This window comes from Flavobacterium hankyongi, assembly GCF_036840915.1.
GTDB classification, from domain to species: domain Bacteria; phylum Bacteroidota; class Bacteroidia; order Flavobacteriales; family Flavobacteriaceae; genus Flavobacterium; species Flavobacterium hankyongi.
The window spans coordinates 259194-284835 of sequence record NZ_CP085725.1; the positions used below are offsets into that span (position 1 = coordinate 259194).

Consider the following 25642-nt stretch of genomic DNA (forward strand, 5'->3'; position numbering starts at 1 on the left):
TAAACAGAAGACATATTCGAGTAAAAGTGATGCAAACTCTTTATTCTATGCATCAAAATCATTCTGATAATCTTGAAAAAGAAGAAAGATTCTTGTTTCAAAGTATTGAAAACGTTCAAGATCTATATCTTGTTTTAGTTTCTACGCTAGTAGAAATGAAAAGTAAAGAAGAAGCTTTTATCGAAATTTCTCGTAACAAGCATTTAGCAACTAAAGAAGAGAAAAATCCAAATCTTAAATTTGTAAATAATGCTATTTTAGGCATTTTGTCTGAAAGTAACTCACTTTCTATTGCTGTAGAAAATCGTAAAATTAATAACTGGAAAGTAAATGACGAATACATTCAAATTTTACTTGATGAAGTAAAGGAAAGTGAACTGTATAAAAATTACATGGATAAAAAGGAAAAATCATTTGAAGATGATTTGCACTTTGTTGTTTCTATGTATTCAGATATTGTAGCTCCTAATATTAAACTTTACGAATATTTAGAAGATCAAAAACTGACTTGGATAGATGATATTCCTTTGGTAAATACTTTGATTCTAAAACAATTAAAATCGATTAAGGATGCCGATCATATTTTTATGGTTCCTAAGTTGTATAATGATGTTGATGATAAGGATTTTGTTAGTCAGTTATTCAGGAAAACAATCCTTAATAATGACCTTCTAGCAAAAGAGTTTGCTGATAAAACTCCAAATTGGGAAGCAGAACGTATTGCCGAAATTGATACAATTATTTTGAAAATGGCAATATGTGAGTTTTTAAAATTTCCATCAATTCCTGTAAAAGTAACAATTAACGAATATTTAGAATTAGCAAAAGAATATTCAACACCAAAAAGTTCTATATTTATCAATGGAATTTTAGATAATTTAATTAAAGAATTTACCGCAGATGACAAACTTAAAAAAGTTGGTCGCGGATTAATGTAAAAACTATGATAAGAAAAGTAGTAGGTATTGTAACTATAGCTTCAGCTTTAATAATTGTTTCTTGCAAACAAAAAGATCAATTTTCTGAAATAAAAATTGATCAAAAAAGTAATATGGTTGTTGCTAATGATGAATTTACTGGAGAAGTAATAAGTACCCAGCCAAAAACGACTATGAAACCTGAAGATTATCCGGTAATGGAGATTGAAAATAATGGAGAATTTGATTTTGGAACAATCAAAGAAGGAGACAAAGTTGAACATGTTTTTAAATTCAAAAATGTTGGAAAAAAAGGTGATTTAGTTGTTGTTGATGCTCGTGCAAGTTGTGGTTGTACTGTACCTGACTGGACAAAGAAACCTTTAAAAGTTGGAGAATCAGGAGAGATTAAAATAGTTTTTAATTCAGCAGGTAAACCTGGTCAACAAAGTAAAACAGTAACTTTAACAACTAATACAGATTTAGGACATCAATTAATAAAATTTAAAGCAAACGTAACACCAAAAGAAAATTAAAATGGCGCAATTAACACAATTTTTACCTTATATATTAATGTTTGTGGTTATCTACTTTTTTATGATAATGCCACAACAAAAGAGAATTAAAAAAGAAAAAGAATTTGAAGCATCTTTAAAAGTAGGTGACAAAATTGTTACTAAAAGTGGTTTACACGGAAAAATTTCTGAAATGGCGGAAACTACAATTGTTATCGAAACAATGTCTGGTAAATTAAAGATAGAAAGATCTTCGGTATCAAATGAATTATCAGCTGCGGCTAATAAAAAGTAATATTGTTTTTTCAAGTAATAAAAAAGTCCCAATTTGGGACTTTTTTATTATCAGTATTTATTGTTTAATTCCATTTCTGCATCTTTCAATTTTTTTTTCAACTCGTGAATGAATTCCTCTTCAGGTTTCAATTTTAAATTTTCTTTTCCAGAAAAACAGTTTCACCATATTCTTGTCAATCTTTGCGCCATTTATAAAGCAAAGAATTTTTTATTCAAAATTTTCGAGCTAACTCTGAAAAATTACTTCTTTAATTACTTAATTCTAAAGCTTTAATCTTGAATGTCAGTCATAATTTTTTTTCCTGTTTGAAGTGTTAAAAATTAGGATTTTAGTCTTAATTCACATTGTGAGTTAAATTAGTAAATCCAGTGTAATGAATTATTCAGTTAATAAAAGTATTTTTTTTCTTAATAAATTATATTTTGGACTGCAATTTGATTTAGTTTTTTTAAAAGATTTAATATTTCAAAATATATAGTATTTTAGCCTATTATTACATTTTAATATGATTTCAGAAGAACAATTTCAAAAGGAATTACAAATAATTATTACCAATGCAATTCGCGAAGATGTAGGTGATGGCGACCATAGTTCGTTGGCATGTATACCCTCAAGTGCTAAAGGGAAAGCTAAATTATTAGTTAAAGATGAAGGTGTTATTGCAGGAGTTGAATTTGCTAAAATGGTTTTCAAATATGTTGATGATGAACTTGAAATAGAAGAGTTTATTAAAGACGGTGCCAATGTAAAGTATGGTGATGTTGTTTTTTATGTTTCGGGTAGTTCGCAATCAATTCTTAAAGCTGAACGCTTAGTGTTGAATGCAATGCAAAGAATGAGTGCAATTGCTACTAAGACGAAAGTTTTTGTTGATTTACTTCAAGGGACAAATACTAAAATTTTAGATACTCGTAAAACAACGCCAGGAATTAGAGCACTTGAAAAATGGGCGGTTAAAATTGCTGGAGGCGAGAATCATAGATTTGCATTGTATGATATGATTATGCTTAAAGATAATCACAATGATTTTGCTGGCGGTATTACTAAAGCTATCGAAAAGACAAATACTTATTTGAAAGAAAAAAATCTAGATTTAAAAATTATTGTTGAAGCTAGAAATCTTGATGAAGTTGCTGAGATTTTGGAAAATGATGGAGTTTACAGAATATTATTAGACAATTTCAATTTTGAAGACACCAAGACGGCTGTGCAATTAATTGGCGATAAGTGTTTAACAGAATCTTCAGGAGGAATCAACGAAAAAACTGTTCGTAAATATGCAGAATGTGGAGTAAATTATGTTTCTTCGGGAGCATTAACACATTCTATTTACAATATGGATTTGTCTTTAAAAGCTATTGATTAATTTTAATTAATAATTTGCCCAAAGTGACTACCGAAACAGAACATTTCTTAAAAAAAATACCAGTAATAAAACAACTGGTTATTGTTTTAGACAACATTAAGTTACCATGGTTACAAGGTGTTTCCTTATTTGGTCTTATCGATTTTTATTTTTCTGGTGTTCTACAAGGAGGTATTAGTTACAGAGCGGCAGCAATTGCTTTTAGCTTTTTTATGGCTTTGTTTCCTTTTGCGCTGTTTATTTTGAACTTAATCCCGTATATTCCAATTGAAGGTTTTCAGGATGACTTTTTATCGTTTGTTCGAGAAAATGTACCTCCAACAACTTTTGATGCCATAGAAAATATTATTAATGATATTTTGCATAACAGTCATTCTGGATTGCTTTCGTCTGGGGTTATTTTATCAGTTTTTTTAATGACCAATGGTGTAAATGCGGTGATGAGCGGTTTCGAAACTTCGCTGCACGTAACAGTAAAAAGGGCTTACTTTAGACAATATTTTGTAGCACTTTTGATCTCTCTTTTATTAACATCAATCTTAATTGTTACAGTAACTGCTATAATTGCTTTAGAAGTTTTTATTCAAAAAACCATAATTCAAGATGTATTAACGAATAGAGTTTCAGATAAAATTTCGCTGTTAGAATTTGGAAGATATATTTTTATCGTTCTAATGATTATGCTGGTAACGGCAATTTTGTTTAAATACGGAATTAAACAATCTAAAAAGAAAAGATTAATTACAATTGGCACAGTTTTTACAACTATTTTAATTGTTGTATCGTCTTATTTCTTTGGAATTTGGGTTGTTAAGTTCTCAAAATATAATGAGCTATACGGCTCAATTGGTACGTTGTTAATATTTATGTTTTACCTTTGGATTAACTGTATGGTTTTACTTTTAGGCTTCGAATTAGATGCTTCAATTGCGAAACTTAAGCAGCATCCTACTAAAAACCCCCACTTATAATGAAAAAAACTTTCCTACTGTTTTTACTTTTTGGTATTTCCCAAATGCATTCTCAATCCGTTTTAGGAAAATGGAAAACCATTGATGATAAAACCAATCAGGCAAAATCTGTTGTTGAAATTTACGAGTCAAACGGAAAAGTCTATGGTAAGGTTGTCGAAATTTTTAACGAAGCCAAACGTAACAATACATGTACAAAATGTACTGGCACAGATAAAAACAAACCAGTTTTAGGACTTATTATCATAAAAGGTCTTTCTAAAGATGGAGAAGAATATAATGACGGTAAAATTCTAGATCCTGAATCTGGAAGTTTATACAAATGTATTCTGAAACTAATAGGGAAAGAAAAACTTGAAGTAAGAGGTTACATGGGAATATCTCTTATTGGTCGTTCTCAAACATGGGTTAGAGTTAAATAATGAATTACTTTGTAGAAGTTATTTTACCACTTTCGCTTCCGCAAACTTTTACTTATAAAGTTTCTGAAGCGGAATTTCTTTTTTTGAAACCAGGGATGAGAGTTGCGGTTTCTTTTGGTAAAACAAAATTCTACACAGGTTTGGTTATGCAATTGCATAACAACGAACCTGCTTTATACGAAGCCAAAGAAATTCATCAAATTATTGATGAAAAGCCAATTGTAAGTGAAATTCAGTTAAAACATTGGCAATGGATAGCTTCTTATTATATGTGTTCAATAGGTGAGGTTTACAAAAGTGCTTTGCCTTCAGCTTTGTTATTAGAGAGCGAAACGTTAATTTCTTCAAATAAAGAAGTTTTTATTAATGAAAATGAGCTTTCTGATGAAGAATATCTATTGTTTGAGGCATTATCTCAACAATCTTCTATAAAAATTAGCGAGGCGGCTTCAATTGTAAATAAGAGAAAAGTATTTCCTATCATTCAACAGCTTTTGGCTAAAAATATTATCTCATTACAAGAAGAGATGATAGAAGAATATAAACCAAAGTTGGTTCGTTACATTCGATTAGTTTCTCAATTTGAAAGTAATGATAAGTTGGAAGATTTGCTTCAGATTCTTAAAAATGCTCAAAAGCAAAAGGAATTATTACTTAGTTATTTTCAGTTAAAAGCTTCTCAAAAAACACCCATTTCCGTAAAACAGCTAACAGAGTATTCAGATGCCTCGTCTGCAATCATAAAAGCTTTAATCGATAAAGGGATTTTTGAAGAATATTATATTCAACACGATAGAGTTTCTTTTGATGAGGTTGATGAAAATAAAATTGAACTGAGTGAGAATCAGTTTCAGGCGTTTCAGGAAATAAAAACATCTTTAGAGGATAAAGATGTATGTTTGTTGCATGGCATTACTGCTTCTGGAAAAACGGAAGTGTATATTAAGCTTATAGAGGAATTTATTCAAGAAGGAAAGCAGGTCTTATACCTCTTACCTGAAATAGCGTTGACGACTCAATTGGTGACAAGACTAACTAAATACTTTGGAAATAAAGTAGCTGTCTTTCATTCAAAATACAGTAATAATGAAAGGGTAGAAGTCTGGAATCAGGTTCTAAATAATTCCGAAAAAGCACAAATTGTAATAGGAGCAAGGTCAGCCTTGTTTTTACCATTTCAAAATTTAGGATTTGTTATTGTTGATGAAGAGCATGAACAAACATTCAAACAAGTAGATCCAGCGCCACGTTATCATGCTCGTGATGCTGCAATTGTTTTAGCAAATTTTCATAGAGCTAAAGTTTTACTGGGGTCAGCTACACCAAGTGTTGAAACTTATTTTAATACTCAAAAAGAAAAATACGGTCTTGTTGAATTAAGCAAACGTTTTGGAAATTCCATTTTGCCAGAAATTCATTTGGTTGATTTAAAAGATGCTTATTTCCGAAAAAAGATGACGGGTCATTTTAGTCAGTCACTTATTGAGTCCATTACCGAAGCACTTTCATTAGGTGAACAAGTCATTTTATTCCAAAACCGCAGAGGTTATTCGCCAGTAATTGAATGTATGACGTGTGGTCATGTACCACAGTGTACACAATGTGATGTGAGTTTGACTTATCATAAGTTTAAAAATCAGTTGCGATGTCATTATTGTGGTTTTACTATGGCAAAACCAACCAGATGTCATGCCTGTTCAAGTATTGATTTGACTTCTAAAGGATTTGGTACAGAGCAAATTGAATTAGAATTAAATACTCTGTTTCCAAATAAAAATATAAAACGAATGGATCAAGATACTACTCGAGGTAAATATGCTTTTGAGAAGTTGATTGATAGCTTTAAAAATAGAGAGATAGATATTTTAGTTGGAACCCAAATGTTGGCAAAAGGACTAGATTTTGATAATGTATCAGTTGTTGGGATTCTTAATGCTGATTCGATGTTGTATTTTCCAGATTTTAGAGCCTTTGAACGTAGTTATCAAATGATGACCCAGGTTTCGGGTAGAGCAGGGCGTTCAGAAAAAAGAGGGAAAGTAATTATTCAAACGTATAATCCGTTGCATAATACGATTCAACAAGTTACAAATAACAATTATTTGGGAATGTTCAAAGAACAAATATATGAGCGATATATATATAAATATCCACCATATTATAAGTTAATAAAACTAACGCTTAAGCACAAAGATTTCGAAAAGCTTAAAGAAGGTTCTATGTGGTTGTATCAAGTGTTAAAACAACAGTTTGATATTCCTGTTCTTGGTCCAGAAGAGCCGCCAGTAAGTAAGATTCGTAATGAATATATCCGAACTATATTGATTAAGATTCCGCAAGAGTATCATTTAGGGAATACAAAAAAAACTATCCAGAAAATACTGAATAGTTTTGATGCTATTTCTCAATACCGAAGTATTAAGGTCGTTATAAATGTCGATTATTATTAAGAATCTAAAGCTTTTACTAAATCTTCTTTTTTGTTTCTACTCAAAGGTATTTTTGTTACTCCTATCTCTGCAAATTTACTGTTAAACTTCTCTATCTTATCAATGTTGATAATGAAAGACTTGTGTACTCGAATGAATTTTTCTTTAGATAAATCTTTTTCAAAAGATTTCATGGTTGATAATACCAGATGGCTATCATCTTCAGTAACTATTTTTACGTAGTCACCATAAGCCTCTATCCATTTAATTTTTGAAGTGTAGATTTTAAGCTTTTTCAGATTACTTTTGATAAAGATATGCTCACCTTCTTCTTCAACATTCTCACGACGAAGCTGATACATATCCATGGCTCTTTTTATGGCAGCATTAAAACGTTCTTTCGTAATAGGTTTTTGTAGGTAGTCTGTCGCATCATAATCAAACGCTTTAACTGCATACTCTGCTTTTGCGGTGATAAATATGATTTGTGGTTTTTCTTTTAGACCATCCAATAAATTGAATCCGTTAATTACTGGCATTTCAATGTCTAAAAATAACAAATCAACTTGTTTTGTAGCCAAGCAGTTTTTGGTTTCGACAGCATTCGAAAATTCACCAACAAGGGATAAATTAGGGTGAGCATCTACTAATTTTGTTACCAAAATTCTCTGAATGGAGCTGTCATCAACAACAATACAGTTCAATTTCATAAGCGTCATTTTAATAGATTTGTATGTTAAAAATAGAATAATTTATTTAAATGCCAAATTATTTTAAAGGAAAAAATGATTTTAATCGATTTGTTTGAGTTTTGTTTTGCGTATTGAAATAAAAAGACTACTTTTGCACCCACATTTTTTAACAAATAAAATTTATTATTATGAATCATTATGAAACTGTTTTCATCTTGAATCCCGTTTTATCTGAAACTCAGGTAAAGGAAACAGTAAGCAAATTTGAAGATTATTTAACTTCAAAAGGTGCTAAAATGGTATCCAAAGAGGATTGGGGCTTGAAAAAAATGGCTTACGAAATTCAAAACAAGAAAAGTGGTTTTTACCATTTATTTGAATTCCAAGTAGAAGGTGATGTGTTAATTGGTTTTGAAACTGAATTTCGTCGTGACGAAAGAGTTATGCGTTTCTTAACTGTAAGTTTAGACAAACACGCTATTTCTTGGGCTGAAAGAAGAAGAGAAAAATTAAAATCTAAAAAAGCTTAATTATCATGTCAACAATCGAGCAATCTGCAAAAGGAAAAAAAGACGGAGATATCAGATATTTAACGCCTTTAAACATTGATACGAACAAACAAAAAAAATATTGTCGTTTCAAAAAATCAGGAATCAAATACATCGATTATAAAGATGCTGACTTCTTGTTGAAATTCGTAAATGAGCAAGGTAAAATCCTTCCTCGTCGTTTAACAGGAACTTCTTTAAAATACCAAAGAAAAGTATCTGTAGCGGTAAAAAGAGCACGTCATTTAGCTTTGATGCCATACGTAGCTGATTTATTAAAATAATTAAAAAAATAACAGTTGTTGTCCCGCTACTGCGGGACTAACTTCTATAAAATACAAAAGGACAACAACATGGAAATTATATTAAAACAAGACGTTCAGAACTTAGGCTTTAAAGATGACGTAGTAACGGTTAAGCCAGGATACGGTCGTAACTTTTTAATTCCTCAAGGATTAGCTGTGTTGGCTACTCCGTCAGCAAAAAAAGTATTAGCTGAGAATTTAAAACAAAAAGCTCACAAAGAAGCTAAAGTTGTTGCAGATGCTAAAACATTAGCTGAAGCATTAAAAGCTTTAGATATCAAAATTACTGCAAAAGCAGGTGGTGAGAAACTTTTTGGTTCTGTTACTAATGCTGATTTATCTGAAATTTTAAGTAAAAACGGTCATTCAATCGATAAAAAATTCATCACTTCAGGTATTGTTAAAAGAACAGGTAAGTACAATGCTTCAGTTCGTTTACACCGTGATGTAATCGTTGATTTAGCTTACGAAATTGTAGCTGAACAAGCTTAATTTCTTAAAAAAGATAAGATGGAAGAGTCCCGATGTAAATCGGGACTTTTTTTATAAATTTATAATTGTAAATAGCCTTAAAGAGTAAGTTGTAAAACTTATTGCTTACTGCTTAAAGTTTTAAGAAATGAAATATACAAGATTATCAAAAGAACAATTAGAAGAATTGCATTCTGAGTTTATTAATTTTTTGGCTGCTCAGCAAATAGATAAAAAAGAGTGGGATTTAATTAAAGAACACAAGCCAGAGGTTGCTGAACAGGAAATAGATGTTTTTTCAGATTTGATATGGGAAGGTGTTTTGACTAATGCTAAATACCTTGAGCATTACTCGAAAAAATTTATTTTCCTTTTTCATTGCACAGAGGTTTATCTTCAAACTATTGTTATTAAAACTGAGGTTGCCGAAGTAGATTTTTTAACAAAAAATGGATTGGAATGGTTGAGTGATAATTTGTTTACAGATACAGTCGAGGTGCAACGAGGACAAAAGGTTTTTGCTGGAGAAAGAAATGAAGAAATATTCGAATTGGTAAAGCAAGGTGCTATTTTTAGTAAAGGTGAACTCTACGATCAAATGAATTCTATTTTGGAGAAATAGTTTTTCTTTCTTTACTGTATATATTATTAGAAATTGGTTAAATTAGTTGCTTAAACTAACTAGCCAATTTTTACTTTTTATGGATGTTTTGCAGCAAATTAAAGCCCTTAGAGATGAGCTTAATCAGCATAACTATAATTATTACGTTTTAGATAATCCCACAATTTCAGATTTTGAATTTGATACTAAACTAAAACAACTTCAGGATTTAGAAAGCAAACATCCAGAATACTTCGATGAAAATTCTCCTACTCAAAGAGTTGGAGGTGCTATTACCAAAAATTTCGAAACTATTGTCCATGAAAATAGAATGTATTCATTGGATAATTCTTATTCAAAAGAAGATTTATTAGATTGGGAAGTTAGGGCACAAAAAATACTGGGAAATGTTCCTTTGAGTTATGTTTGTGAACTTAAATATGATGGAGCTTCTATAAATATCACTTATGAAAATGGAAAACTGAAAAGAGCTGTAACACGTGGCGATGGTTTTCAGGGTGATGATGTAACAAACAACATAAAAACGATTAAAGCAGTACCAATTCAATTAAAGGGTGACTTTCCTAATAAGTTTGATATTCGAGGCGAAATTATTCTACCTTTTGCTGGTTTCGAAAAAATGAATCAAGAATTAATTGAAATTGGTGAAACACCTTATGCAAATCCAAGAAATACTGCATCTGGAAGTTTAAAATTACAAGACAGTGCCGAGGTTGCAAAAAGACCTTTAGATTGTTTGTTGTATTCACTTGTTGGTACAAATTTACCCTTTTCATCTCATTTTAAGGGTCTTGAAAGAGCAAGACAATGGGGTTTTAAAGTTCCAGTTCAGTCGAAATTAGCAAATTCTATGGATGAAGTTTTTGAGTTTATTGAATATTGGGATAAACACCGCCATGATTTGCCTTACGAAACGGATGGAGTTGTTATTAAAGTAAATGATTTACATCATCAGGAAGAATTAGGATATACTGCAAAATCACCTCGTTGGGCTATAGCGTATAAATTTAAAGCCGAACAGGTTTCTACAATACTAAATTCAATATCCTATCAAGTAGGAAGAACAGGTGCCATTACACCAGTTGCGAATTTGGAACCCGTTCAGTTAGCTGGTACAGTAGTGAAAAGAGCTTCCTTACATAATGCAGATCAAATTGAAAAACTTGATATCCGAATTGGAGATGAAGTATTTGTGGAGAAAGGTGGAGAAATTATTCCCAAAATTATTGGAGTTGATTTATCGAAAAGACATTCGGATTCTGTTATTACTGAATATATTACCCATTGTCCAGAATGTCATGCACATTTAGAAAGAAAAGAAGGTGAAGCAAACCATTATTGTCCTAACTTTTACGGTTGTCCACCTCAAATTATTGGGCGAATTCAGCATTATATTACACGTAAAGCAATGGATATAGAAGGTTTGGGAGGTGAAACAGTGGCTTTATTGTTTAATAATGGATTAGTGACTAATTACGCTGATTTATATGAACTTAAAAAAGAGCAAGTTGTTGTTTTAGAAAGGATGGCTGATAAATCGGCAGAAAATTTAATTAACGGAATTGAAAAATCTAAAGAAATTAAATTTGATAGAGTTTTATATGCGCTAGGAATACGATATGTTGGTGAAACAGTAGCCAAAAAACTGGCTAAACATTATAAAAGTATTGATGCTATCGCTACTGCTTCATTGGAAAATTTAATAACTGTTGATGAAATTGGAGAAAAAATTGCTCAAAGTGTGATTGAATTTTTTCAAAATGAAGAAAATAGAATTATTATTGAAAGACTTAGAAATTACGGAGTTCAGCTTGAATTAGTAGAAGAAGAAAGTACTAGTGTTTCTGATAAGCTTTCAGGTAAAATATTTGTGGTTTCTGGGGTGTTTGAAAAATTCTCTAGAGATGAACTTAAAAAAGCAATTGAAGATAACGGAGGAAAGGTAGGTAGTTCAATTTCAGCAAAAACAAATTATGTGGTAGCAGGAGATAATATGGGACCAGCAAAACTTGAAAAAGCAAATCAATTAGGAATAGCCATAATTTCTGAAATAGATTTTGAAGCATTGATAAATGATAACTAAAAACATTTCAATATATCTGTATGTTGTTGCTAGTATACTAGCGGTAATAGCTATGATATTTGATAATGAATGGTTAATGTTGTTTGTAAAACCATCAATTATACCAGCGCTTTTTATTCATTATATTACTTTAAATAAATCAAAGATTAGTAAAGATTTATTGGCTATTCTATCGATTTATTTTATTTCAGATGTAATAACACTTTTAGAGATTGAAGAGGCAATATTGTATATAATGGCATTAGATTTTCTGCCATACATTTTACTTTTAAAAGTTGTTACCGAAGATGTCTTTGAATTAAAACTTAATAAATTAAATCTTGGAATTGTTTTAGGGGCTTTCTCTGGGTTAATGTTTGCAATGTATTATCTTGTTCAGTCTTTTGTTCAAACTAATCCTGATTTTATTTTACCAGTTATTGTTTACGGAATTATATTGGCATTATATGTTTCGCTTAGTTTATATTTGTATTTAGAAACAGATTTCGACTTTGCTTTTGACATACTTATTGCAGCTTTATTTGCCTTGATTGCCGATGTAATTTTTGTAATTACTAATATGATTTTTAAAGCAGATGCTCTAAACTACATCGAGTTTGCATTTCAAATAATATCATATTTTTTTATTGTGGCTTATTTTCTTAAGAGAAATATATATAGAAATACAAAGAGTAATTTTTTTACAATTGTAGATGAAGTTTAGATCACCTTCTTTGTTTTTGTACTTTATTGCCACAATTCTTGCAATTGTGGGGGTAACCTTTAATATCGAAACATTGGAGCTAATTGCAAAGCCTATGATTGTGCCATCAATTTATTTTTTTTATGTTAATCAGACTAAAGGCGAAATAAATTTGCTTTTTTCTATTGCAATTTTTACAAGTTTTGTTGCTGATATGTTGGTGTTGATAGATTTGCCAAATGGTACACTTCCTATTTCAATTTTGAATGTTTGTATGTACTCTATTTTTATATATTTTATTGTTGATGATTTAGGGTTTAAGAATATTGAAGATCAAAAAATATTCTCTCTTATTGGATTTTCTGTGTTTTTTCTTTTTTTCTTGTATGTTATTTTAGATTTGATGAAAGGGTTAGATAGCTTGACTTTTAATGTATTTGCGGTTTATGGAATTATTCTAAGCTCTTTGTCTGCTTTAATTTGCTATAATCACTTTAATAAACCATCTTTAAAAAGTTATTATGCACTATTGATGTGTATTTGTTTCATAGTTTCAGATGTTTTTTTTGCTATTTATAATTTTTATCTAAAAATTGATACTTTCATTTCATTGAATGTTACTGGACAATTTGTGTCATATTATTATATGGTGAGGTATATAACAACAAACAATGTTTTACCTGAAAATGATGACTAATAAGAAAAAAAATAAGCAAAGTAAAATGTCTTCGGAGACTAATATATTAATAGTCTTGTTTTTTTTGGTGTCTTTGTCTGAAGTAATTGCTGAATACTTTGAGTATAGAAACTTTATTTTTTTATTTAAAGTGTTATTAATGCCAATATTAATAATACTTTACTGGAGTACATCATCAGTTAGAAATCCTTTTTATTTAGTTGCTTTATTTTTTGCGTTTATCGCCAACATACTTTTTATCTATAGAGAAGATTTTGATTATATCATTTTAGGAGCAACATCTTTTTTAGTTTTCAGAATAATAACGATATACTTAATCATGAAAACTATAAAGATTAAACGATATTTCCCAGTAATTATAGGAAGTTTGCCTTTTGTTTTTATCTATTTTTATTTGACATGCTTGACGATAGATGAACTGGGAGATGGCTTACTAATTTATACCGTACAAGTTGTTTTTATGAGCTACCTGGGAGGATTGTCGGTAGGTTCTTATATGATAAATGATAACAGAAAAAACTATTGGCTTCTGATTAGTACTTTACTTTTTACGGTAAATCAAATACTACTTGTACTAAAGTTTTTTTATCTTTCTGTTATCATTTTTCAACCTATATCGATGGCTTTGTATTGTTTTGCCCAATATGGTTTTTATAAATTTGTTATCCTTTCAGAAGAAAATAATTAGATAAAAATTCTTCTTCCACTTGCAGATAAATTCATTTTGCTGTCAAAATAGAAATCAATTCTACCTAAATTAATTCCATAAGCTCCAACTTGGTTAATTAGCACTTGTTGACCATCTAGATTTTTCTCGATTACTGGTTTGTCTAGAAATGTGTGAGTATGACCACCAATAATTAAATCGATATTTCTAGTTTTTTTGGCTAACATGATATCACAAACTTTGTTTGAATCATTTTTGTATTCAAATCCAATATGTGATAGACAAATAACCAAGTCACATTTTTCTTCATCTTTCAACTTTTTAGTAATATCAGTAGCGATTTCAATAGGGTTGTAGTATTTAGTTTCTTTGTATAGACCTTTATCTACTAATCCATCTAGTTCTACTCCTAATCCAAAAACACCAATTTTAATACCGTCTTTTTTGAAAATTTTATAAGGTTTTACAAAAGTATCTAAGACTGTATTTTTGAAATCATAATTTGCGGAAACGAATTCAAACTTAGCATGTGGTAACTGTGCAAGTAACCCTTCCACACCATTATCAAAATCATGATTTCCAATAGTTGCAAGGTCATATTGCATCATACTCATAAGTTTGAACTCTAATTCACCACCATAATAATTAAAGTATGGCGTTCCTTGAAAAATATCACCAGCATCTAATAATAATACGTTAGGTTCAGTTTTTCTAATTTGCTCAATTAAAGCAGCTCTTCTGGCCACTCCTCCTTGATTTGGATTTTTAGGATGTGTTGCTGGAAAAGGGTCGATATGACTATGTGTATCGTTTGTATGTAAAATTGTAATCTTTTTAACATCAACAGCAGAGTCAAAACTACTCAATGATAAACCTCCAAGACCTAATAATGTAGTTCCCGCTGCAGTTTTTTGGATAAAATCTCTTCTTTTCATTGTATTATTTTTCTTGGGTTATTCTAACTTGGTTGTTTACTTTAATTGTGTCTACATCTTTCATGTAATCAATTAGCATATTTCTTAATTTATAATCAAGTATAGTAGATGAAACACCTTTTTTGAAGAAATCCATTTTGTCTCCACCATTTGCTAAATAATCTGAAGTAGCCACATAGTATACTTTGTCTAAAACAAGCGGTTCGTTATTTACTTTAATATCTTTTACCTTATTATCCACAGTTATTGTAAAAGAAATTCCTGCAGTTGGATGAGGTTTTTTTTCTCTAACAAAATATTCAGTAAATTCAGCTATTTGTTCGCCTTTAAGGCCAATCACGATTGCAGAGTTTTCAAATGGTTGAATTTCAAAAGCTGTTCTTGCAGATACATTTCCTTGAGGCATTATGGCGCGAATTCCTCCGTGATTAAGAATACACATGTCAATATTTTTGTTTTCTCTTTTATTAAAGACAGTATTTCCTTTTTCTAAAACAACCATTGCCAACATGTCACCTATGTTAGATTGCCATTGTCCTTTACTTTTGTCAAGTGTTTCAGGACAAATTGCTAATACAGCATCTAAATCTTTGTTGATTTTGTCTCTGTAAGGAGAAACAAACGTTTCGTATTCCTGTTTAGTTTGAAGATTTTCATTGACATTAATTTGCTTTCCTTCAATAATTGTTACCACAGTTTGTGCAGAGCTTTCGTATCCTGATAACGATAACGTTAAAATTAAAACAAAATGCTTTAAAACTGTGACACTCTTTTTTACATTTACCATATTAATCGAATCTTAATTGCTTAAATTTGTTCTTAAGTTTTGAAACGGTAAATGTAATATGTTTATAAAGTATATAAAAGAATTATCCTTAAAAAAAATATTAAAATCTAGTTTAGAGAATGTCAAACCAAGTTTACTTAATTCCTCAATAAAGACTGTTGGACTTTTGATTGATGAAAGTTATTTTCAGCAAACAGAGGACTTAATAAAGGAATTAGTAGAAAGTGGTATAGTGCAATCTGATATAAAAATTTTAATTTTTAGAAATAAAATTAAAAAAAACGAGCAGCTGGTTCATGATACTTTCAGTAGGAAAAATATGAATTGGAGAGGGGAATTTAAACAAGAATTTGTAGCCGAATTTTTAAAGTTTCCTTTCGATATGCTCATAAGTTACTATGATACTGAGAAAAAAACATTGCTTTTAGCTACGCATCAATCTAAAGCATTATTTAAAGTAGGATTTTCAGCAGTAGACAAAAGACTCAATCATTTGATGATTAATACGAATGTCGAAAACCATAAGGTTTTTGTACATGAGTTGTTCAGATATTTAAAAATTTTAAACAAAATTTAAACCATGCAAGCATTTGTTGGAACGGGAGTAGCACTTGTAACTCCTTTCAAAAAAGATTTTTCGGTAGATACTGAAGCTTTAAAAAGAATTGTAAATTACGTAATTGAAGGAGGAGTAGAGTACTTGGTTGTTTTAGGAACAACTGCCGAATCTGCAACTTTGTCTCAAGATGAAAAAGAAATAGTCATCAATACAATTGTTGAAGCTAATAATGGAAGATTGCCATTAGTTTTGGGTGTAGGTGGAAACAACACATTTAAAGTGGTGGAGGAGTTAAAAAGTAGAGATTTTTCAAAATTTCAAGCAATTTTATCGGTATCACCTTATTATAACAAGCCAACTCAAGAAGGGATTTATCAACACTTTAAAATGATTGCAGAAAACTCTCCAATTCCAGTTATTGTTTATAATGTTCCTGGACGTACAGGAAGTAATATGTTGCCTGAAACAGTTTTACGTTTGGCCAAAGATTTCAATAATATAATAGGAATAAAAGAAGCCGCTGGCGATATCGTCCAAGCAATGAAATTAATTCAGCACAAACCAAAAGACTTTTTAGTGATTTCTGGAGATGATATGATTGCGTTACCAATGGTTTTAGCTGGTGGAGCAGGAGTTATTTCAGTAATTGGAGAAGGTTATCCTAAAGAGTTTTCAGAAATGGTTCGTTTGGGATTACAGAGAAAAGTCGATGAGGCTTATGCTTTACATTATAAACTAATGGATAGTATTGATATGATTTTTGAACAAGGAAATCCTGGTGGAATAAAAGAAATTTTTAAATCATTAGAGCTTTCTGAAAATACAGTAAGATTGCCGCTTGTAAATGTGAATGAAAATTTAGCTAGTAGATTAAATGCTTTTACAAAACAATTGTCTAAATAGCAGTTAAAATAAAGTTTTGTATATAGAAATTAATAACTAAATTTGCGGTTCGTTTTGTGAATAAAAAAATCCAGCAAAACCGAAGTTTTCAAAATAATATGAATAAACTAATATATGTATTCCTGCTGTCAGTGATTTTAACGTCTTGTAGTGAATATCAAAGAGCATTAAAATCTGAGGATGTTGCTTTAAAATTGAAAGCAGCTGAAAATAAGTACGAAGCAGGTAAATACAATAAAGCAATTCGTTTGTTTGAGCAAATATCTCCTGCATACAGAGGAAAACCAGAAGGTGAGAAAGTTACTTATATGTTTGCTCAGTCGTATTACAAAACAGAACAATTTTACTTAGCAGGATATCAATTTGAAAGTTTAGCTTCTATGTATCCTAAAAGTGATAAGGTTGAGGAGGCGTCTTTTTTAGGTGCAAAATCATTTTATGAATTATCGCCTGTTTATACTTTAGATCAAGTTGATACAGATAAAGCTATTACTAAAATGCAAAATTTTATTAATAAGTATCCAGATTCTAAACATGCCGCAGATGCTAATGCAATAATAAAAGAATTAAGAGAAAAACTTGAGAAAAAGGCTTTTGAGATAGCTAGACAATATAATACAATATCAGATTATAAAGCAGCAATAAAAGCTCTAGATAATTTTATTGCAGATTATCCAGGCACACCATTCAAAGAGAAAGCTTTGTATTACAAATTTGATTCTAGTTATCAACTTGCAATCAATAGTGTTCCTAGTAAAATGGAAGAAAGGTTAAATGCCGCAAAAACAGCATACAGTGCTTTGATAAAATTTAATTCAAGTACTGAATATAAAGAAAAAGCTGATGAAATGTTAGCTAGAATAGATAAGGATTTACAACAATTTCAAAATAAGTAAAAGGATGGATTTAAAGAAAACAACAGCTCCAGTAAACACAATCACTTATAACAAAAGTTTAATTGAAGAGCCAACTGGAAATGTTTATGAAGCTATCACAATCATGGCAAGAAGAGCTAATCAAATTAACTCAGAAATTAAAAAAGAGTTAATTGAAAAATTAGAAGAATTTGCTACTTACAACGATAGCCTTGAGGAAATTTTTGAAAACAAAGAACAAATCGAAGTTTCTAAATTTTACGAAAAATTACCTAAACCTCACGCTTTAGCTGTTCAAGAATGGTTAGAGAACAAAATTTACTATAAATCTACAAAATAAAACTACTATCATGTCGGTTTTAAGTGGTAAGAAAATAATACTAGGAGTTTCTGGTGGAATTGCTGCTTATAAATCAGCATTATTAGTTAGACTTTTTATAAAAGCAGGTGCTCAAGTCCAAGTGATTATGACACCTGCTTCTTTAGATTTTGTTACCCCGTTAACACTCTCTACATTATCAAAAAATCCTGTTTATTCTTCTTTCTTTAATGAAGATGAGGGCAACGGACTATGGCATAATCATGTCGATATGGCACTTTGGGCTGACTATATGATCATTGCTCCTGCTACAGCAAACACCATGTCTAAAATGGTAAATGGAAATTGTGATAATCTTCTTATTGCTACATATCTTTCTGCAAAATGCCCAGTATATTTTGCTCCGGCTATGGATTTAGATATGTATAAGCATCCATCAACTTTAGCTAGCTTTGAAGCGTTAAAACGTTTTGGAAATACAATAATTCCAGCTGAAACTGGTGAATTAGCTAGTGGTTTGTCAGGAGAAGGTCGAATGGCTGAGCCTGAAAACATCATTTCTTTTTTAGAAAAAGATATTGAAAATAAGTTACCCCTTAAAGACAAGAAAATACTTGTAACTGCAGGTCCAACATATGAAGCTATCGATCCGGTTCGTTTTATAGGAAATCATTCTTCAGGAAAAATGGGATTTGATATTGCAAATGCCGCTGCAAATTTAGGAGCTCAAGTTACTCTAGTCTCAGGGCCAACACATTTAAAAACTAAAAATTCTGCTATAAATTTAATCAGAATAACTTCTGCAGAAGAAATGTATCATGCTTGTCATGAATACTTTAATGAAGTAGATGTTGCTATTGCCGCAGCTGCAGTAGCTGATTATAGACCAAAAAATGTAGCGGATCAAAAAATAAAAAAGAATGATGCTTCGTTTTCTATTGAATTGGAAAAAACAAAAGATATTTTGGCATCTCTTGGACAAATTAAAAAAAATCAGTTTTTGATTGGTTTTGCATTGGAAACAGAAAATGAAATTGAACACGCAAAGCAAAAAATACAGAAAAAAAACTTAGATTTGATTGTGTTAAATTCTTTAAATGATGCTGGTGCGGGTTTTGGTAAACCTACTAATAAAGTTACCTTTATAAGTAAAGATTTTATCATTGAACCACAAGACCTGAAATCAAAAGAAGAAGTAGCTCTTGATATTGTAAATAAAATTGTAGAACATTATGCGTAACTATTTCACTTTATTGTTGTTTTTTGTTTTTGGCTTGTCACAAGCACAAGAGCTTAACTGTACAGTATCATTTAATACAGATCAGGTTGCGGCTACAAATCAGCAAGTGTTTAAAACCTTGCAAAAATCACTTACAGAGTTTTTAAATAACACTAAGTGGACAGATAAAACTTTTAAAGGACCAGAGAAAATTAATTGTTCTTTCTTTTTTAATGTTTTGAGTTATAATAATGTTGATCAGTTTACAGCAATCTTACAAGTACAGGCATCAAGACCAATCTTTAATTCTACATATAATTCTCCAATTTTGAATATTAACGATAAAGATTTTAGTTTTACTTATACAGAATTTCAAAACTTAAATTTTAATCCAAATTCATACGATTCAAATTTACTATCTACTTTGGCTTTTTATGCAAATATGATTATTGCTGTTGATGCGGATTCATTTTCGTTAGAAGGTGGGACTAAAGCTCTTGAGAACGCTATGAATATTGTAAGTAATGCGCAACAAACTCAAGATAAAGCTTGGACATCTAACGGAAATCAAAATAGATATTATTTAGTTAATGACATGATTTCGCCAACTTATTCGTCTTTTAGAAAAGCTATTTATGAATATCATTTTGGAGCCTTAGATAAAATGGCCGAAAATCAAAAAGAAGGAAAAGAAGGTATTAGAAAGGCTCTTAAGACATTAAGAGAAGTCGCTAAAGTTCGCCCTAACGCATATTTAACGCGAGTTTTCTTTGATGCAAAAGCAAATGAAATTCTTGATATTTTTACTGACGGACCTAAAGTTGACATCACAGAGGTTGTTGATAACTTAAACAGATTGTCTCCTACAAATTCTAGTAAGTGGAGTCAAATTAGTTACTAAATTTCTCACATGCTTACATTATTATCAATTAAAAATTTTGCATTAATTGAACAGTTAGAAATGAATTTTTCTAACCAATTTTCTATAATTACTGGCGAAACAGGAGCTGGAAAATCAATATTATTGGGCGCGTTAGGTTTAGTTCTAGGAAATCGTGCCGATTTAACTTCGTTAAAAGATAAAGAGCAAAAATGTGTAATTGAAGCACATTTTGACTTGACTAAATATAATTTAAAAGATTTTTTTGATGCCAATGATTTGGATTATGAAGATTCAACAATCATTCGTAGAGAAATTTTACCTTCAGGAAAATCAAGAGCTTTTATTAATGATAGTCCAGTGAATTTAACTGAATTGCAAGATTTAGGTGAGTTTTTGATAGATATACATTCACAACATCAAACTCGTGAATTGACAGAAGAAGCTTATCAAATTGAGATTCTTGATGCAATAGCAAATCATCAAAATCTATTATCAGAGTATAAGCAACATCTTTCTGCTTTCAAATCAGTAAAGAATGAATTAAAGAAGTTGCAAACTGAAAAAGAATCACTTTCTAAAGAGGCTGATTATAACGCTTTTTTATTAGAAGAATTGCTTTCTGCTAATTTGAAAGAAGGAGAACAATCAGAATTAGAATCTACATATGAAAAACTTAATAATGTTGAGTTTATAAAGGAGAATCTTGATAAATCTTTAGCTTTGGCTAATGAAGAAGAAATTGGAATTATTCAAAGTTTAAAAGAGATTAAAAATTCACTTCAAAAAGTTTCTAATTTATCTGATGATTATAAAAACTTATCGGATCGCGTTTCAAGTGTTCTAATTGAATTTGATGATATTGCTAAAGAGATTTTGCTTCAAGGAGAAAAATTATTTAACGATCCTGAGAAACTGGAGTTGGTAAGTCAAAAACTTCAAATGATTTACAATCTTCAAAAAAAACACAATGTTGGATCGGTTGAAGAACTTCTAGTGATTCAAAATGATTTGGATTCAAAAGTGGTTTTGGCTGATGATTTAGACAATCAAATTAAAAAACTAATCCAAAAACAAGAAGAAATAAATTTGGTTTTAGAAGAAATGTCTTCTAAGATTTCTGAAAATAGAAAAGTTGCAGTTCCTGTTTTGGTTGACCAAATTATTGAGGTTTTATCACAATTAGGAATGCCTAACGCAAGATTCCAATTTGAAATTAAAACATCAGATAGTTTTTTACCAACAGGTAAAGATGAGATTCAATTACTATTTTCTGCAAACAAAGGAACTGACTTTGGATTGCTTAAAAAAGTAGCTTCGGGAGGGGAGATGTCGAGAATTATGTTGGCTGTAAAATCTATTTTAGCTAATTATTCTAAACTTCCAACAATCATTTTTGATGAAATTGACACTGGAGTTTCTGGTGAGATTGCTCAGAAAATGGGAGATATCATGAAAGTGATGAGTTCGAAAATGCAAGTTTTTGCTATTACACATCTTCCACAAATTGCAGCAAAAGGGAATCAGCATTATAAAGTATTTAAATCAGATAAAGAAGATACAACAGTGTCTGAGCTTAAGTTATTAGGAACTGAAGAACGTGTTATAGAAATTGCCGAAATGCTTTCAGGAAAAGATATTTCAGAATCAGCTATTACGCATGCAAAAGCTTTGCTTAACTAATAAATTAAATTAAATTTGCCTTACAAACTAATTAAAATAAAGTTATGATTATAGAGCCTAGAATGAGAGGATTTATATGCCTAACTGCTCATCCTGAGGGATGTGCACAGAGTGTAAAGAATCAAATCGAGTACGTAAAATCAAAAGGAAAAATAAACGGACCAAAACGTGTTTTAGTTGTCGGGGCATCTACTGGTTTTGGTTTAGCATCTAGAATAACGGCGGCTTTTGGAAGTGATGCTTCTACAATTGGAGTTTTCTTCGAAAAAGAACCAGCACCAGGCAAAACAGCTACACCAGGATGGTATAATTCTGCAGCATTTGAACAAGAAGCTCAAAAAGCAGGTTTATATGCTAAAAGTATTAATGGAGATGCTTTCTCTGATGAAATAAAACAAAAAACTATAGATATGATTAAGTCTGATTTAGGTCAGGTAGATTTAATTATTTATAGCTTAGCTTCACCAGTAAGATTACACCCTAAAACGGGAATTTTACACCGTTCGGCTTTAAAACCAATTGGTCAAACTTTTTCAGATAAAACTGTAGATTTTCACACAGGTATAGTTTCTCAAGTTTCAATTGAACCAGCAGTTCAAGAAGATATCGATAACACAATAGTAGTTATGGGTGGTGAAGATTGGACTATGTGGATTGATCAAATGAAAGAAGCAGGAGTTTTAGCAGAAGGAATCACAACTGTGGCTTATTCTTACATTGGTCCTGAGGTTACTGAAGCGGTTTATCGTAAAGGAACAATTGGACGCGCAAAAGATCATTTAGAAGCAACAGCTTTTGAAATTTCTGATGTTTTGAAAGATTTAAGAGGAAAAGCGTATGTTTCAGTGAATAAAGCTTTAGTTACTCAAGCAAGTTCTGCGATTCCAGTAATTCCTTTATATATATCATTGTTATACAAAACGATGAAAGAAAAAGGACTTCATGAGGGATGTATCGAGCAAATGCAACGTTTATTTGCTGATAGATTGTTTAATGGGGGAGAAGTTCAGTTAGATGATAAAGGTAGAATTCGTATTGATGACTGGGAAATGCGTGCAGATGTTCAAGATGCTGTAAAATCTTTATGGTCACAAGCTAATACAGATACTTTACCACAAATTGGTGATTTGGCTGGATATAAGAGTGATTTCTTAAATTTATTTGGATTTGGATTTGAAGGAGTTGACTATTTAGCTGATACAGATGAAATGGTAAATATTCCGAGTATTTTGTAAAAAATAAATAACTAAAATATTATTAAGAAAAACCATGCAAAGCGCATGGTTTTTTTGTTTTTTATCGATTAGTTTCCGTAGTTTTTTAATAAAATGTTAAACTTTAGTAAATTTATTGGCTTAATCAAATTATTATTATGAAAAAAATTACTTTTTTATTAGTTACGTTTTTTATCAGTTTGCAGATAAATGCGCAATTGTATCAAGTTCCAACTTGCTCAGGAGGAATTTCAACTAATATTTATGGTAACATGAATAGTGTTGCTACTGCAAATGCTACGAGTAGATCAGCAATCATTTACCCAGCTACACAATTAGCTGGTATTTCAGGTCAAGTCTTGAATGCAGTTTATTTTAAGCGTATGGCAGCTTCTGGAACTATGGGAGGTTCCCCAACCTTAAAAGTGTATCTTAAAGAAACATCCGCAACAGATTTTGGTGCTGCAGCAATAGATTGGGCAACAGAAATTGCAACTGCAACTTTAGTTTACGATTCTAATCCTTCTGTAGCAACGGGTTCTTCAGCAGGTTGGAAATCTTTTTCTTTCTCTAACAATTTTACTTATTCAGGTACTCAAAACTTAGCCGTTTATATGGAGTATGTTAATACTGCATCATCTACAGCTATTGGTTGGGATTACGAATATGGTACTCCTTGTATCAGTACAACAAATAGTAATACTACAAAGTATATTAATAATACTACAGGTACTCCAGGAGCTTCATTAACTTCTACAAATTACAGAAGACCTCAAATAGGTTTTGATTATGTAGTAACATGTCCAGCACCTACTAGCTTTAACTATGCTAATTTAACAGCCACCACAGTAGATTTAAATTGGATAGCAGGTGGTTCTGAAACTTCTTGGGAATATGTAATTCAGCCAACTGCAAATCCAGCTCCAACTTCTGGAACTACTATTGGTACAAATGCAGTAATTGCTGCTTCTGTTTCTCCAAATACAGCATATACAGCTTATCTAAGAGCTAATTGTGGAGCAGGAGGGTTTTCAACTTGGAAAATGGTATCCTTTACAACACCTTGTTCAACTTATAATGTACCTTCAAGTGAAAACTTCTCTACTTATGTACCAGGTTGTTGGCAAGAAGCTGATAATGGTGATACAACAGTAGGTCCTGCAACCTTTGGATCAAGTTCATGGATTGAAGATGGATTTGGAAATGTTGGTTCAACAGGAGCTGCTAGATATAATATTTTTACAACAGGTGCCAATGATTGGTTGATGTCTCCAATTTATAATATACCAGCAAGTGGATATGAATTAAAATTTGATGCTGCTGCTACACAGTATGGTGCAACAACTGCACCAACAACTGCATGGGAAGCTGATGATTATGTAGAAGTGTTAGTTTCAACGGGAACTACAAATTGGACATTATTATATACTTACAATAGTAGTAATGTTCCTTCTAATACTGGTTCTACAAATATTATTGATTTGGATGCTTATGCTGGGCAATCAGTTAGATTCGCTTTTAGAGTTGTTGAAGGTGCTTCAAATGGTTCAGCAGATATTGATTTTTCTATAGATAATTTTGAAATTAGATTGTCACCTGCTTGTTCTAATCCAATAAGTTTGGCAGTTAATGGGTTAACTCAAAGTTCTGCAACTGTTACATGGGGAGTTACAACAGGAAATTATGAATATGTTATAAATAATGTTGCTACTGATCCAGTTGGCTCTGGAACACCTTTATCGGGAGAAACTTATAATGCTACTGTATTGTCTCCTTTAACAACATATTATTTTCACGTTAGAACTGTTTGTTCAGGGCCTTTATATAGTGTATGGTCTACAATTTCTTTTACGACTCCAGCTGCTCCACCTGTAAATGATGATTGTGTGAATGCAATAGCTTTAACTGTTGGAGGAATTTTTGGTGATAATGATATTGCAGGTTCTGTTTTAGGAGGTAATACAACTGCTGGTGTAACCCCTAGCTGTCAGTCTAATTTTTCTGCGGATGTTTGGTATTCAGTTATTGTTCCAGCTTCTGGAAATTTAACAATTGAAACTCAAGTTGCGGCTACTAACTCAATGACAGATTCTGTCGTGGCAGCTTTTTCAGGAACATGTGGTTCTTTAACTGAGATTGGTTGTGATGATGATGGTGGTCCAACTGGAGCTAATAACCTTATGTCGATTTTATCTTTAACTGGAAGAACTCCTGGCGAAGTTATATATGTTGGAGTATGGAAGTATAATACAACTGCTCCAACATCAACAAATTCAGAATTTATCGTTTCAGCTTATGATGCATCATTAAGTACAACTTCTTTTGATAAAAATTCATTGAAGGTTTATCCTAATCCAGTGAATGATGTTTTAAATTTATCTTATTCATCTGAAATTTCATCTGTTGAAGTATTTAATATTATTGGTCAAAAAGTTTTAGTTAAAAATTTGAATGCTACTCAAGGTGAAGTTAATATCTCAAATTTAAACTCAGGAAGTTATATTGTTAGAGTAACTTCGGGAGATCAAGTTCAAACAATCAAGATAGTTAAGAATTAATTATTTTTAACAATATCCAACAAAA

The 25642-nt window shown here is 30.9% G+C and carries 27 protein-coding genes; 24 read left to right on the top strand and 3 right to left on the bottom strand.

Translation table 11 applies throughout. The features are described from left to right. Positions 1 to 29 precede the first annotated feature (29 nt). The 7 genes from nusB (at position 30) to priA (ending at position 6939) form a co-directional block, all read left to right on the top strand. Positions 30 to 938, top strand: a complete 909-nt coding sequence (gene nusB / locus LJY17_RS01230; RefSeq protein ID WP_264544866.1) for a transcription antitermination factor NusB — start codon at positions 30 to 32, stop codon at positions 936 to 938. 5 nt (positions 939 to 943) lie between these two features. Then, positions 944 to 1453: a DUF1573 domain-containing protein gene (locus LJY17_RS01235; RefSeq protein WP_264542056.1), complete on the top strand. Its 510-nt coding sequence runs from the start codon at positions 944 to 946 to the stop codon at positions 1451 to 1453. Between the two features lies 1 nt (position 1454). Then, a complete protein-coding gene (gene yajC, locus LJY17_RS01240) occupies positions 1455 to 1727 on the top strand; it encodes a preprotein translocase subunit YajC (RefSeq protein ID WP_264542057.1) in 273 nt (90 codons plus the stop codon). A 508-nt stretch (positions 1728 to 2235) separates the two neighbouring features. Further along, a complete protein-coding gene (gene nadC / locus LJY17_RS01245) occupies positions 2236 to 3096 on the top strand; it encodes a carboxylating nicotinate-nucleotide diphosphorylase (RefSeq protein WP_264542058.1) in 861 nt (286 codons plus the stop codon). A gap of 23 nt (positions 3097 to 3119) precedes the next feature. Next, positions 3120 to 4067 carry a YihY/virulence factor BrkB family protein gene (locus LJY17_RS01250; RefSeq protein ID WP_264542059.1) on the top strand — a complete coding sequence of 316 codons (948 nt, stop codon included), beginning with the start codon at positions 3120 to 3122 and terminating at the stop codon, positions 4065 to 4067. Continuing rightward, on the top strand, positions 4067 to 4489 hold the full coding sequence (locus LJY17_RS01255; RefSeq protein WP_264542060.1) for a DUF2147 domain-containing protein: 423 nt from the start codon (positions 4067 to 4069) through the stop codon (positions 4487 to 4489). Before LJY17_RS01250 ends, LJY17_RS01255 begins: the two co-directional genes overlap by 1 nt. Next, positions 4489 to 6939 (top strand): replication restart helicase PriA, encoded by a 2451-nt coding sequence (priA, locus tag LJY17_RS01260; RefSeq protein ID WP_264542061.1) that lies wholly within the window; start codon positions 4489 to 4491, stop codon positions 6937 to 6939. The genes LJY17_RS01255 and priA overlap by 1 nt, the downstream gene beginning before the upstream one ends. On the opposite strand, the gene LJY17_RS01265 is transcribed toward priA, so the two are convergent. Further along, complete coding sequence (locus tag LJY17_RS01265) at positions 6936 to 7628, bottom strand: LytR/AlgR family response regulator transcription factor (RefSeq protein ID WP_264542062.1); 693 nt, start codon at positions 7626 to 7628, stop codon at positions 6936 to 6938. The genes priA and LJY17_RS01265 overlap by 4 nt on opposite strands. Before the next feature lie 170 nt (positions 7629 to 7798). On the opposite strand from LJY17_RS01265, the gene rpsF reads away from it, so the two are divergent. From rpsF to LJY17_RS01305, 8 genes are all read left to right on the top strand, one after another. After that, positions 7799 to 8140 (top strand): 30S ribosomal protein S6, encoded by a 342-nt coding sequence (rpsF, locus tag LJY17_RS01270; protein ID WP_264542063.1) that lies wholly within the window; start codon positions 7799 to 7801, stop codon positions 8138 to 8140. Between the two features lie 5 nt (positions 8141 to 8145). Then, positions 8146 to 8442, top strand: coding sequence for a 30S ribosomal protein S18 (gene rpsR / locus LJY17_RS01275; protein WP_073311282.1), 297 nt, complete (start codon positions 8146 to 8148; stop codon positions 8440 to 8442). Between the two features lie 69 nt (positions 8443 to 8511). Beyond that, complete coding sequence (gene rplI / locus LJY17_RS01280) at positions 8512 to 8955, top strand: 50S ribosomal protein L9 (protein WP_264542064.1); 444 nt, start codon at positions 8512 to 8514, stop codon at positions 8953 to 8955. Between the two features lie 127 nt (positions 8956 to 9082). Next, a complete protein-coding gene (locus LJY17_RS01285; RefSeq protein ID WP_264542065.1) occupies positions 9083 to 9556 on the top strand; it encodes a DUF6495 family protein in 474 nt (157 codons plus the stop codon). A 79-nt stretch (positions 9557 to 9635) separates the two neighbouring features. Continuing rightward, positions 9636 to 11639 carry an NAD-dependent DNA ligase LigA gene (gene ligA, locus LJY17_RS01290; RefSeq protein WP_264542066.1) on the top strand — a complete coding sequence of 668 codons (2004 nt, stop codon included), beginning with the start codon at positions 9636 to 9638 and terminating at the stop codon, positions 11637 to 11639. Further along, positions 11629 to 12342 (top strand): hypothetical protein, encoded by a 714-nt coding sequence (locus LJY17_RS01295; protein ID WP_264542067.1) that lies wholly within the window; start codon positions 11629 to 11631, stop codon positions 12340 to 12342. Before ligA ends, LJY17_RS01295 begins: the two co-directional genes overlap by 11 nt. Further along, positions 12332 to 13018, top strand: coding sequence for a lysoplasmalogenase family protein (locus LJY17_RS01300; RefSeq protein ID WP_264542068.1), 687 nt, complete (start codon positions 12332 to 12334; stop codon positions 13016 to 13018). Before LJY17_RS01295 ends, LJY17_RS01300 begins: the two co-directional genes overlap by 11 nt. A gap of 25 nt (positions 13019 to 13043) precedes the next feature. Continuing rightward, complete coding sequence (locus tag LJY17_RS01305) at positions 13044 to 13706, top strand: lysoplasmalogenase (protein ID WP_264544867.1); 663 nt, start codon at positions 13044 to 13046, stop codon at positions 13704 to 13706. On the opposite strand, the gene LJY17_RS01310 is transcribed toward LJY17_RS01305, so the two are convergent. Together LJY17_RS01310 and LJY17_RS01315 are read right to left on the bottom strand one after the other, a co-directional pair. Then, positions 13703 to 14620: a bifunctional metallophosphatase/5'-nucleotidase gene (locus tag LJY17_RS01310; protein ID WP_264542069.1), complete on the bottom strand. Its 918-nt coding sequence runs from the start codon at positions 14618 to 14620 to the stop codon at positions 13703 to 13705. The genes LJY17_RS01305 and LJY17_RS01310 overlap by 4 nt on opposite strands. 4 nt (positions 14621 to 14624) lie before the next feature. Further along, a complete protein-coding gene (locus LJY17_RS01315) occupies positions 14625 to 15407 on the bottom strand; it encodes a 5'-nucleotidase C-terminal domain-containing protein (RefSeq protein WP_264542070.1) in 783 nt (260 codons plus the stop codon). A 58-nt stretch (positions 15408 to 15465) separates the two neighbouring features. On the opposite strand from LJY17_RS01315, the gene LJY17_RS01320 reads away from it, so the two are divergent. The 9 genes from LJY17_RS01320 to LJY17_RS01360 all read left to right on the top strand — a co-directional run bounded on the left by LJY17_RS01320 (position 15466) and on the right by LJY17_RS01360 (position 25617). Continuing rightward, the gene (locus LJY17_RS01320) at positions 15466 to 15984 is read left to right on the top strand and encodes a DUF6913 domain-containing protein (protein WP_264542071.1); all 519 of its coding nucleotides are present in this window, start codon (positions 15466 to 15468) and stop codon (positions 15982 to 15984) included. Positions 15985 to 15987: 3 nt separating this feature from the next. Then, on the top strand, positions 15988 to 16869 hold the full coding sequence (gene dapA, locus LJY17_RS01325) for a 4-hydroxy-tetrahydrodipicolinate synthase (RefSeq protein ID WP_264542072.1): 882 nt from the start codon (positions 15988 to 15990) through the stop codon (positions 16867 to 16869). A 98-nt stretch (positions 16870 to 16967) separates the two neighbouring features. Beyond that, positions 16968 to 17765, top strand: a complete 798-nt coding sequence (locus LJY17_RS01330; protein ID WP_264542073.1) for an outer membrane protein assembly factor BamD — start codon at positions 16968 to 16970, stop codon at positions 17763 to 17765. Between the two features lie 4 nt (positions 17766 to 17769). Continuing rightward, positions 17770 to 18084: a DNA-directed RNA polymerase subunit omega gene (locus LJY17_RS01335; RefSeq protein WP_073311258.1), complete on the top strand. Its 315-nt coding sequence runs from the start codon at positions 17770 to 17772 to the stop codon at positions 18082 to 18084. Positions 18085 to 18094: 10 nt separating this feature from the next. Continuing rightward, a complete protein-coding gene (gene coaBC, locus LJY17_RS01340; protein ID WP_264542074.1) occupies positions 18095 to 19303 on the top strand; it encodes a bifunctional phosphopantothenoylcysteine decarboxylase/phosphopantothenate--cysteine ligase CoaBC in 1209 nt (402 codons plus the stop codon). Beyond that, entirely contained in the window at positions 19296 to 20183 is an 888-nt protein-coding gene (locus tag LJY17_RS01345) for a DUF4835 family protein (protein ID WP_264542075.1), read from the top strand. Before coaBC ends, LJY17_RS01345 begins: the two co-directional genes overlap by 8 nt. 9 nt (positions 20184 to 20192) lie before the next feature. Continuing rightward, positions 20193 to 21845 (top strand): DNA repair protein RecN, encoded by a 1653-nt coding sequence (gene recN, locus LJY17_RS01350; protein WP_264542076.1) that lies wholly within the window; start codon positions 20193 to 20195, stop codon positions 21843 to 21845. Positions 21846 to 21889: 44 nt separating this feature from the next. After that, entirely contained in the window at positions 21890 to 23080 is a 1191-nt protein-coding gene (fabV, locus tag LJY17_RS01355; RefSeq protein WP_264542077.1) for an enoyl-ACP reductase FabV, read from the top strand. Between the two features lie 137 nt (positions 23081 to 23217). Beyond that, entirely contained in the window at positions 23218 to 25617 is a 2400-nt protein-coding gene (locus LJY17_RS01360; RefSeq protein WP_264542078.1) for a T9SS type A sorting domain-containing protein, read from the top strand. The last annotated feature ends 25 nt before the right edge of the window (positions 25618 to 25642 follow it).

Coding starts and splice junctions, on each gene's coding strand:
- recN (WP_264542076.1), top strand. CDS start 20,193: ATGCTTACATTATTATCAATTAAAAATTTTGCATTAATTGAACAGTTA.
- nusB (WP_264544866.1), top strand. CDS start 30: ATGCAAACTCTTTATTCTATGCATCAAAATCATTCTGATAATCTTGAA.
- LJY17_RS01235 (WP_264542056.1), top strand. CDS start 944: ATGATAAGAAAAGTAGTAGGTATTGTAACTATAGCTTCAGCTTTAATA.
- rpsF (WP_264542063.1), top strand. CDS start 7,799: ATGAATCATTATGAAACTGTTTTCATCTTGAATCCCGTTTTATCTGAA.
- priA (WP_264542061.1), top strand. CDS start 4,489: ATGAATTACTTTGTAGAAGTTATTTTACCACTTTCGCTTCCGCAAACT.
- LJY17_RS01360 (WP_264542078.1), top strand. CDS start 23,218: ATGAAAAAAATTACTTTTTTATTAGTTACGTTTTTTATCAGTTTGCAG.
- LJY17_RS01335 (WP_073311258.1), top strand. CDS start 17,770: ATGGATTTAAAGAAAACAACAGCTCCAGTAAACACAATCACTTATAAC.
- LJY17_RS01320 (WP_264542071.1), top strand. CDS start 15,466: ATGTTTATAAAGTATATAAAAGAATTATCCTTAAAAAAAATATTAAAA.
- nadC (WP_264542058.1), top strand. CDS start 2,236: ATGATTTCAGAAGAACAATTTCAAAAGGAATTACAAATAATTATTACC.
- coaBC (WP_264542074.1), top strand. CDS start 18,095: ATGTCGGTTTTAAGTGGTAAGAAAATAATACTAGGAGTTTCTGGTGGA.
- LJY17_RS01310 (WP_264542069.1), bottom strand. CDS start 14,620: ATGAAAAGAAGAGATTTTATCCAAAAAACTGCAGCGGGAACTACATTA.
- LJY17_RS01265 (WP_264542062.1), bottom strand. CDS start 7,628: ATGAAATTGAACTGTATTGTTGTTGATGACAGCTCCATTCAGAGAATT.
- rplI (WP_264542064.1), top strand. CDS start 8,512: ATGGAAATTATATTAAAACAAGACGTTCAGAACTTAGGCTTTAAAGAT.
- rpsR (WP_073311282.1), top strand. CDS start 8,146: ATGTCAACAATCGAGCAATCTGCAAAAGGAAAAAAAGACGGAGATATC.
- LJY17_RS01285 (WP_264542065.1), top strand. CDS start 9,083: ATGAAATATACAAGATTATCAAAAGAACAATTAGAAGAATTGCATTCT.
- dapA (WP_264542072.1), top strand. CDS start 15,988: ATGCAAGCATTTGTTGGAACGGGAGTAGCACTTGTAACTCCTTTCAAA.
- LJY17_RS01345 (WP_264542075.1), top strand. CDS start 19,296: ATGCGTAACTATTTCACTTTATTGTTGTTTTTTGTTTTTGGCTTGTCA.
- ligA (WP_264542066.1), top strand. CDS start 9,636: ATGGATGTTTTGCAGCAAATTAAAGCCCTTAGAGATGAGCTTAATCAG.
- LJY17_RS01295 (WP_264542067.1), top strand. CDS start 11,629: ATGATAACTAAAAACATTTCAATATATCTGTATGTTGTTGCTAGTATA.
- LJY17_RS01305 (WP_264544867.1), top strand. CDS start 13,044: ATGTCTTCGGAGACTAATATATTAATAGTCTTGTTTTTTTTGGTGTCT.
- LJY17_RS01315 (WP_264542070.1), bottom strand. CDS start 15,407: ATGGTAAATGTAAAAAAGAGTGTCACAGTTTTAAAGCATTTTGTTTTA.
- fabV (WP_264542077.1), top strand. CDS start 21,890: ATGATTATAGAGCCTAGAATGAGAGGATTTATATGCCTAACTGCTCAT.
- yajC (WP_264542057.1), top strand. CDS start 1,455: ATGGCGCAATTAACACAATTTTTACCTTATATATTAATGTTTGTGGTT.
- LJY17_RS01330 (WP_264542073.1), top strand. CDS start 16,968: ATGAATAAACTAATATATGTATTCCTGCTGTCAGTGATTTTAACGTCT.
- LJY17_RS01255 (WP_264542060.1), top strand. CDS start 4,067: ATGAAAAAAACTTTCCTACTGTTTTTACTTTTTGGTATTTCCCAAATG.
- LJY17_RS01300 (WP_264542068.1), top strand. CDS start 12,332: ATGAAGTTTAGATCACCTTCTTTGTTTTTGTACTTTATTGCCACAATT.